Origin of the sequence: Fibrobacter sp. UWR4 (genome assembly GCF_003149045.1) — a bacterium.
In the GTDB taxonomy this organism is placed as follows: domain Bacteria; phylum Fibrobacterota; class Fibrobacteria; order Fibrobacterales; family Fibrobacteraceae; genus Fibrobacter.
The window spans coordinates 46,445-55,221 of the sequence record NZ_QGDU01000025.1; the positions used below are offsets into that span (position 1 = coordinate 46,445).

Consider the following 8,777-nt stretch of genomic DNA (forward strand, 5'->3'; position numbering starts at 1 on the left):
TGCGCCGAACAGACGCAGTCTGTGATAGCACATTCCTTTTTCCGGGGATTCCAAAGGGGCAGAGCCCCTTTGCATCTACAAAACGCCTTTGGAGCTGGGCACGCCCTTCACGTTTCGGCTAGGAGCGACAGCCATAGCAACGGCGCGAGCCAGAGCCTTGAAAATGCTTTCCAGGCAGTGATGATTGTCGTTACCGTAGAACAGTTCCACATGCAAGTTCATGCGGGCATTTTCAGCAAGGCTCTTGAAGAAATGTTCAAACATACTCGCTTCAATACCGCCAGCCATAGCTGCGGGCAACTTTACGTTCCAGACAAAACCAATGCGATTGCTGAAGTCAATGCACACGCGGGAAAGAGCTTCATCCATAGGAACAAAGTAAAAGCCGTAGCGTTCAATTCCCTTCTTGTCGCCCAGGCATTCTACAAAAGCCTGACCCAGCACGATTGCGATATCTTCCATGCTGTGGTGCATATCCACATGGACATCGCCATTGCAGGTCAAATCCAGATGGAAGCCACCGTGAACCTGGAACAAGTTAAGCATGTGATCCAGGAAACCATTACCGGAATTGATTACGCCCGGAGTGCAATCATCCAAGTTCAGGGTAAGGGTGATATCAGTTTCGTTAGTCTTACGAGCGATGCTAGAAGTACGCATTGTCTACCTTCAAATTACTTGACAATCTGACCGCCGAAAACGCGGAACTTCACCACGCGACCGAAGCGAACTTCGGGCAGTGCGGTTTCCACACCGTTCAGGATCATCTTGGAAATTGCTCTCGGTTCACCGATGGTCACAAACAGAGTATCCTCGGTGTTGTAGGCCATCTTCATGCCGGCCTTGGAAATGTTAGCTTCCTTCACGAAGCGGTCAGAATTTTCACGACGCTTCATACCAACCCAGGAGGTTGTTTCGCCAGAGCCAATCAATTCGATGTTTGTCTTGTTGGTCGGTTCGGCAACAGAATCCTTCTTGGAGTCAGAGGAGATGAAAATCGTTGCGGAGGCCGGAAGATCGGACTTTTTCACGGCTTCATCGACCACAGCCTGACTGACGGACTTCACGGAAGTATCCTTCTTTGCAGGTTCCGCCACAGGAACAGAATCAACGGCAACCTTTTCTGCACCTTCGGGAATTTCGGGCTGTTCAATGGAATCCACAGCCACGACCTGATTTTCGGCAGGAGGTTCAGACTTCATGAAATCAAAGTTGGTCACATCCAGAAAATGAGAGGCGACCAGGAATGCCAGTCCAATCAAGGCAATCACGATAGTGACAGCCTTGCTGCCACCCTTCTTAATTTCGCCTTCAGCAACCGGGGCAATTCTTTCGTGGCTGGATACATCCTGGAATTCATCCGCAGTCTGAGCACCAGTTTCTTCGGCATACCAAGCAAGAACCTTCTTGGGATCCAGATTCAACTTGGCACTGACAGAATTCAGGTAACCACGAGCATAGGCTGCAACCGGGAAAGCCTTCCAATCACCAGCTTCAATAGCCTTCAAATACGCAACTGTGATTTTAGTCACAGCGGAAAGGTCCTGATGGCTCATGCCACGTTCATTACGGATTCGGGCAATGTAGTCACCGAGACGTTCATTAGACATCTTGTCTTCTACAAAATTCATACGTGCACTCCTGCTTCACCCAACACCTGGAGGGTTCTTGCCACCGGCAACCCCACCACATTGTAATAACATCCATTTATAGCTTTAATAAGCCGCGCACCGGCAGTCTGAATGCCGTATGCACCCGCCTTATCCAACGGGTCCTTAGAATTTACATATTCCTGAAGTTCCTCGTTGGTGTTATTTCTGAAAATCACCTCAGTTTTCTCGTCAGAACTGTTCAGGATGACGCCATCCTTCGCAATGGCAACGCCGGTAATCACCGTATGGCCGCGACCATTCAATTTCTGTAACATCTGGAGGGCATCCATTTCGTTCTTGGGCTTACCCAGCGGCACACCGTCCAGGAACACCAAAGTATCAAAGCCCAGCACAATTTCGCCCTTTTCCTGACGGGAAACGGCAAGAGCCTTGATTGCAGCATTTTCCTTGGGAAAATCCAGCGGATTCGTGGAGGTAGGCTTTTCTTCCTCGCCAGAGACTACAACTCGAAAGTCTACACCGATGAGTTTTAGGATTTCGGATCTACGGGGAGATCCACTAGCAAGAACGACCTGTGTTTTCATGGCGCCAAATATAGGAAGTTCATAAGGTCCTCAACCAGTTCGAAAACCTGTTTTTTTGCAAAAATTCCGTAAATTTAAGAACCTGCGTCGTATTTTACAAAATATGTAACACCACTTAATACATTTACAATTTTTGTAACTGAATCACAATTTGAAAATTCCGTATTTTTTCGTTCCGCCAGGGTTTTACATTTTATTTCCCGCAAAATCTGTAAAATTAAAGGGCTTTTACAAAGTTTCGCTTCAACTCCTAAAAATTGGCACGGCTTTTGCGATACCTAGGCCGAAAACAAAAAGGTGTAAAACCTTCAAGAGTTTTAAAAAACATAAATAGGAGTTCATTATGAGCAACCAGTATAGAATGAGTGCGATCACTGAAATCGCAGAAGCACCGGCAGCAGGCATCATGGCTGCAAGCCCGGCATCCATCGACATTTACGGAGAAGACGTATTCAACTCCGAAGCCATGAAGGCTTACCTCCCGAAGGACGTTTGCAAGAAGCTTTTCGCCACCATCGAAGGTGGTGTTGCTCTCGACCCGAGCATCGCAGGCGAAGTCGCTCACGCCATGAAGAAGTGGGCAATGGACCGCGGCGCAACTCACTTTACTCACTGGTTCCAGCCCCTTACCGGTTCTACCGCTGAAAAGCACGACTCCTTCCTTGAACCGGAAGGCGACAAGGCCATCATGGCATTCTCCGGCAAGAACTTGATCGTGGGCGAACCGGACGCATCCTCCTTCCCCTCCGGCGGTATCCGTTCCACTTTCGAAGCCCGCGGCTACACCGCTTGGGACCCGACTTCCCCGGCTTTCATTAAGCGTCACGGCAACGGAGCAACTCTTTGCATCCCCACCGCATTCTGCTCTTACACTGGCGAAGCTCTCGATAAGAAGACTCCGCTTCTCCGTTCCATTCAGGCTCTCCAGAAGTCTGCTGACCGCTTGATGGGTCTCTTCGGCCTTGAAAAGCAGAAGGTCACCGTTACTCTCGGTGCAGAACAGGAATACTTCCTGGTGGACAAGAAGTTCTACCTCCAGCGTCCGGACCTTTACCAGGCTGGCCGCACTCTGTTTGGCGCACCTTCCGCAAAGCACCAGCAGATGGAAGACCACTACTTCGGTTCTATCCCGGCTCGCATCTTGAACTTCATGCACGAAGTTGAAGAACAGCTCTGGAAGTTGGGCATCCCGGCAAAGACCCGTCATAACGAAGTGGCTCCGGCCCAGTTCGAACTCGCTCCCATGTTCGAAGAAGTGAACCTGGCTTGCGACCACAACATGCAGATTATGGAAGTCCTCCGTAACGTCGCTGACGAAAACGGTCTCGTTTGCTTGCTCCACGAAAAGCCCTTCGCAGGCATCAACGGTTCCGGCAAGCACAACAACTGGTCTGTGAACTACGGTAAGATCAATCTCTTGAACCCGGGCAAGGACCCGCACCAGAACGCAATCTTCCTCACCACTCTCTGCGCAGTTGTCTATGCAGTTGACACCCACGCTGACTTGCTGAGAATGTCCGTTTCTGGCGCTGGCAACGACCATCGTCTCGGCGCTAACGAAGCTCCTCCGGCAATCATCTCCATGTACCTCGGCGACCAGCTTGCTGACGTCGTCGAACAGCTGGAAAAGGGCGAACCCAAGTCCAGCAAGCAGGGCGGTGCAATGAAGCTCGGTTCCGACATCCTTCCGCCGCTCCCCCGTGACGCTACCGACCGTAACCGTACTTCTCCGTTCGCATTCACTGGCAACAAGTTCGAATTCCGTGCACCGGGTTCCAGCCAGTCCTGCTCTGAACCGAACGTTATCCTGAACACCATCGTTGCCGAAGCATTCGACATGATCGCCGACAAGATGGAAAAGGTTTCCAAGGCCAACTTCCACAAGGAACTCCAGAAGCTCCTGCAGTCCATCATCAAGGAACACAAGCGCGTGATTTTCAACGGCAACGGCTACACCGACGAATGGGTTGCCGAAGCCGAAAAGCGCGGTCTCCCCAACATCCGTACCACCATGGAAGCTCTTTCCGCTCTCACCAAGAAGGAAAACGTTGCTCTCTTCAAGAAGTACGGCGTGTTCAACAAGGTGGAACTGGAATCCCGTTACGAAGTTAACCTGGAAGACTACCACAAGCGCGTGGACATCGAAGCCAAGGTTGCTTACGACATGGCCAAGAGCATCGTCCTCCCCCAGGTTGTCAAGGCTTACTCCGAAGCTCTCAAGGTCAACGAAATGGCCGTGAACCAGGGTCTGGTTTCCGTCGACGGTTACGCCAAGGAACTTGGTGAAGGCTACAAGGCCCTCGTCGAGGAAATCGCGGTCATGGAAAAGGCTATCGCTGGCAAGCATCAGCTGAAGCTGGAAGCTATGGTATCCCTCCGCAAGGTGGTGGACAAGCTGGAAGGCATCATCAGCGACGAACAGTGGCCTCTGCCCAAGTATCGCGAAATGCTCTTCATTTACTAATGAAAAGCATGGCCACCCGTCGAAGGTGGGTGGCCCAATGCCACTTCATCTACTAATCGCGCACACTTTGAACCTCATAATGAAAAACGTCACGCGAATGCGTGGCGTTTTTTTGAACCTCATAAAACAACCGTAAGCCGAGAGTCGCGACGACAAGCAAGCTTGTCGGCATGACCGAGGCTAGGCTGTTGCGTCAAAGGAGCAAGGAAGCGTCGCACCTCTCAGGTGCGGCGTTTTTCTTTTAAAATTCTAGATGGACATCACCCATAAACAATGTTTACACGATCTGTAACATAAAACTCAGGTTTTACATTTTATGTAATTCAATTTCTTTCAATTTGTTTTTACAATTCTTGCAAAGCCTTATAAAAGGCCAACTTAGGATTTTGGCACAGTTCTTGCAATATATAGCCAGTAAAAGGAAAGTAATTACAAATATTGTAACACAAGGTAAGTTGTTATGGCATTACAGTACCAGTATAACGGCAAGACGAAATTCATTATTGTGACCGGGGGTGTCATCTCCGGACTTGGCAAAGGGGTAGCGGCAGCGTCCATCGGGGCGCTGCTTTCTGCTAGAATGAAGGTGGTTCCCGTCAAGTGCGACGGTTATCTGAACACCGACCCGGGCACCATGAACCCCACGGAACACGGCGAAGTGTTCGTGCTGGACGATGGTGGCGAATGTGACATGGACTTCGGTCATTACGAACGCTTTTTGAATGTGACCGCCAAGAAGGACTGGAGCCTTACCATGGGTCGTATTTTCAAGATGATCCTGGACAAGGAACGTCGCGGCGACTACCTGGGACACACCGTCCAGTTCATCCCCCACGTCACCGACCTGATCAAGGAACAGTTCTACCGCATTGCCGACCAGGAAAAAGCAGACGTATTGCTGATCGAAATCGGCGGTACCGTGGGCGACTTGGAAAATCAGTTCTACATTGAAGCAGCCCGTCAGCTTTCTCACGACGTGGGCCGCACCAACGCCATGTTCGTTCACCTTACTTACGTGCCTATTCCTAGCGGCGTAAATGAACAGAAGTCCAAGCCCACCCAGATGTCCGTACACGACCTGAACCGTCTGGGTATTTATCCGGAAATTGTTATCGGACGCTGCGAAGAATATATCAAGCCCCACCTGAAGGAAAAGATTGGCCTGTTCTGCAACCTGCCTGCGGACCATGTGATTTCCGGTGTGGACGTGCAACACGTTTACGAATGCCCGCTGGTCTACGATGCCGAAGGCATTCCCGAAATTCTCGCCAAGCGCTTGAATATTTATGCTCCGCCAAAATTGGATCAGTGGAGCAAGCTGGTGGAATCCCTCAAGCGCAACTCCGTAACGCCCCGTAAGACATTGACCGTGGCTATTTGCGGTAAATATATGGCTCTGGAAGATTCCTACGCATCTGTGGTGGAAGCTATCCGCCATTCTTCCGCCCACTTGGACCTGCGCGCAGACATCCGCTGGGTAGACACCGAAAAGATTGAAAACGGTTCCATTTCCGTCGAAAAGGCCTTGAAGGGCGTCGACGCTGTCATCGTTCCGGGCGGTTTCGGTAGCCGCGGTATCGAAGGCAAGATCATGGTCATCCAGTACGTCCGCGAAAACAACATTCCGTTCCTGGGAATTTGCTACGGCATGCAGCTTTCTGTGGTGGAATTCGCCCGCAACGTTTGCGGAATGAAGGGTGCTGGCACCGTTGAAATGGAAAGCGCCACCTACCATGTGGAAATGCCTGTCATCGCCTACTTGCCTGGCCAGGAACACATCAAGGACATGGGCGCCACCATGCGCTTGGGCGGTCACGACATTTTGATTAAGGAAGGCTCCAAGGCCCAGGAAGTTTACGGCTCCGCTGTAGCCCGCGAACGTTTCCGCCACCGCTACGAAGTGAATCCGGAATTCGTCTCCCAGATCGAAGCTGGTGACCCCTCTGGAAAGATTGCCCAGAAGCTCATCTTCTCTGGCAAGGCTTCCGGCGAAGACATCATGCAGATTATGGAATTGACGGATCACCCGTATTTCATGGCCTGCCAGTGCCATCCGGAACTGAAGTCCTCCCTCATTCACCCGGCCCCGCTGTTCCTCGGACTGCTTAAGGCCGCCGATGAACGGGTGTAGTGGTTCGACAAGCACGCCGACCTTCATAAAATTCTTGCTTGATAAAAAGACTGGTCTTCGGGCCAGTCTTTTTTACATCTACTTGTCTATCAACGAGTTACAAATTTTTCAATAAAAAATTGCGATTTTTGCCGACAATATCGTAGCTCATTTTTTGCGCAATACGCCCCACAAAGCCCTTTCAGTTTTTGTAAATAAAGCTATATTTGCACAAGTTTAACCCTTGAAGAATAAGCGTTTGGCGAAGATGGCAAAAATTGTAAAGCACATGAATAAGCGAACCTACACCACCGGTTGTGGTTCCCATGTTGTTTCTGCCATTCCCGTTTCCGCTATTTCCAAGATCGTTGATTTTATTGAAGCTGGACCTTTTGGTTCAGCTCTCTTTTTATGCGGCAAAAACCGCGCGAATTTTAGTTGTTAACACACGGAGATAAAAAATGAAGATCGAAGGTATCGATAAGGTTCTCATCATCGGCTCTGGTCCTATTGTCATTGGCCAGGCTTGCGAATTCGACTACTCTGGCACCCAGGCCTGTAAGGCTCTGCGTGAACAGGGTTACAAGATCGTGCTGGTGAACTCTAACCCGGCAACCATCATGACCGACCCGGTCATGGCCGACGCCACTTACATCGAACCGCTGAATCTCGAACGCTTGGAACAGATCATCGCCAAGGAACGTCCCCAGGCATTGCTCCCGAACCTCGGCGGTCAAACTGGCTTGAACCTGTCTTCTGCCCTGAACAAGGCTGGCATTCTGGACAAGTACGGCGTGAAGGTCATTGGCGTAAACCTGGACGCTATCGAACGCGGCGAAGACCGTGAAATCTTCAAGGCTACCATGCAGCAGCTGGGCATCGACACCCCGCGCTCCGGCATTTGCCACTCTGTTGAAGAAGCCGAAAAGATCGTTGCTGAAATCGGCTACCCTGTGGTGGTTCGCCCGGCATACACCATGGGTGGTGCAGGTGGCGGCTTCTGCTACAACGTTGAAGAACTCCGTACCATTTGCGGTAACGGCCTTGAACTTTCCATGACTCACCAGTGCCTCATCGAAGAATCCATTCTCGGTTGGGAAGAACTGGAAGTTGAAGTGGTTCGTGACTCCAAGAACCAGATGATCGCTATCTGCTTCATCGAAAACATTGACCCGGTGGGCGTTCATACTGGCGACTCCTTCTGCGCCGCCCCGTTCCTCACCATCGACAAGAAGCTTGAAGAAAAGCTGAAGACCGACGCTTTCAAGATTGTTGAAGCTATCGGCGTGATCGGCGGTACCAACGTTCAGTTCGCACACGACCCGAAGACCGGCCGCGTGGTGATCATTGAAATCAACCCCCGTACTTCCCGTTCTTCTGCTCTTGCTTCCAAGGCAACCGGTTTCCCCATCGCTCTCGTTTCTGCAAAGCTCGCTGCTGGCATGACCCTCGACCAGATGGACTACTGGCGCGACGGCACCCTCGAAAAGTATACTCCGAGCGGTGACTACGTTGTGCTGAAGTTCGCTCGCTGGGCATTCGAAAAGTTCCGCGGCGTTGATGACTGCCTGGGCACCCAGATGAAGGCTGTGGGCGAAGTCATGGCTATCGGTAAGACCTATAAGGAAACCCTCCAGAAGGCAATCCGCGGTCTGGAAAACGGCCGTGCAGGTCTTGGCTTTGCTAAGGACTTTAACAAGAAGACCAAGGAAGAACTTCTCGACATGATGAAGACCGCTTCTTCTGAACGTCACTTCCAGATGTACGAAGCCATCCGTAAGGGTGCAACCGACGAAGAAGTCTTCGCAGCAACTTACGAAAAGGCTTACTTCGTACAGCAGATGCGCGAACTGGTTGAACTTGAAGAAAAGATGCTCAAGACTCCGGGTCGCATGCCTTCTGACGAACTCCTGATCCAGGCCAAGAAGGACGGCTTCGGCGATAAGTACATCGCAAAGATCCTCGGCATCCGTGAAAAGGACGTTCGTGCAAAGCGTATCGAACTT

The 8,777-nt window shown here is 50.9% G+C and carries 7 protein-coding genes; 4 read left to right on the forward strand and 3 right to left on the reverse strand.

Annotated elements, in window-relative coordinates; genetic code table 11:
* Positions 1-75: 75 nt before the first annotated feature.
* Genes hisB through BGX12_RS10985 form a run of 3 tightly spaced genes read right to left on the reverse strand, consistent with a single transcriptional unit; the run spans position 76 to position 2,197 of the window.
* Positions 76-660: an imidazoleglycerol-phosphate dehydratase HisB gene (hisB, locus tag BGX12_RS10975; protein ID WP_109736099.1), complete on the reverse strand. Its 585-nt coding sequence runs from the start codon at positions 658-660 to the stop codon at positions 76-78.
* A 14-nt stretch (positions 661-674) separates the two neighbouring features.
* Entirely contained in the window at positions 675-1,631 is a 957-nt protein-coding gene (locus BGX12_RS10980) for a RodZ family helix-turn-helix domain-containing protein (RefSeq protein WP_109736100.1), read from the reverse strand.
* Positions 1,628-2,197, reverse strand: coding sequence for a nucleoside triphosphate pyrophosphatase (locus tag BGX12_RS10985; protein ID WP_109736101.1), 570 nt, complete (start codon positions 2,195-2,197; stop codon positions 1,628-1,630). Before BGX12_RS10985 ends, BGX12_RS10980 begins: the two co-directional genes overlap by 4 nt.
* A 343-nt stretch (positions 2,198-2,540) precedes the next feature.
* Between BGX12_RS10985 and BGX12_RS10990 the strand changes: the two genes are divergently transcribed.
* From BGX12_RS10990 to carB, 4 genes are all read left to right on the forward strand, one after another.
* Complete coding sequence (locus BGX12_RS10990) at positions 2,541-4,661, forward strand: glutamine synthetase III (RefSeq protein WP_109736102.1); 2,121 nt, start codon at positions 2,541-2,543, stop codon at positions 4,659-4,661.
* A gap of 460 nt (positions 4,662-5,121) precedes the next feature.
* Entirely contained in the window at positions 5,122-6,792 is a 1,671-nt protein-coding gene (gene pyrG, locus BGX12_RS10995; RefSeq protein WP_109736103.1) for a glutamine hydrolyzing CTP synthase, read from the forward strand.
* 223 nt (positions 6,793-7,015) lie between these two features.
* On the forward strand, positions 7,016-7,216 hold the full coding sequence (locus BGX12_RS11000) for a hypothetical protein (RefSeq protein WP_109736104.1): 201 nt from the start codon (positions 7,016-7,018) through the stop codon (positions 7,214-7,216).
* A gap of 16 nt (positions 7,217-7,232) precedes the next feature.
* The coding region (gene carB, locus BGX12_RS11005) for a carbamoyl-phosphate synthase large subunit (RefSeq protein ID WP_109736105.1) at positions 7,233-8,777 on the forward strand (1,545 nt) is incomplete at its 3' end.

Bases quoted from the DNA above. Each gene is read 5' to 3' on its own strand.
- BGX12_RS10990 (WP_109736102.1), top strand. From the start codon at position 2,541: ATGAGCAACCAGTATAGAATGAGTGCGATCACTGAAATCGCAGAAGCA.
- hisB (WP_109736099.1), bottom strand. From the start codon at position 660: ATGCGTACTTCTAGCATCGCTCGTAAGACTAACGAAACTGATATCACC.
- BGX12_RS10985 (WP_109736101.1), bottom strand. From the start codon at position 2,197: ATGAAAACACAGGTCGTTCTTGCTAGTGGATCTCCCCGTAGATCCGAA.
- BGX12_RS10980 (WP_109736100.1), bottom strand. From the start codon at position 1,631: ATGAATTTTGTAGAAGACAAGATGTCTAATGAACGTCTCGGTGACTAC.
- pyrG (WP_109736103.1), top strand. From the start codon at position 5,122: ATGGCATTACAGTACCAGTATAACGGCAAGACGAAATTCATTATTGTG.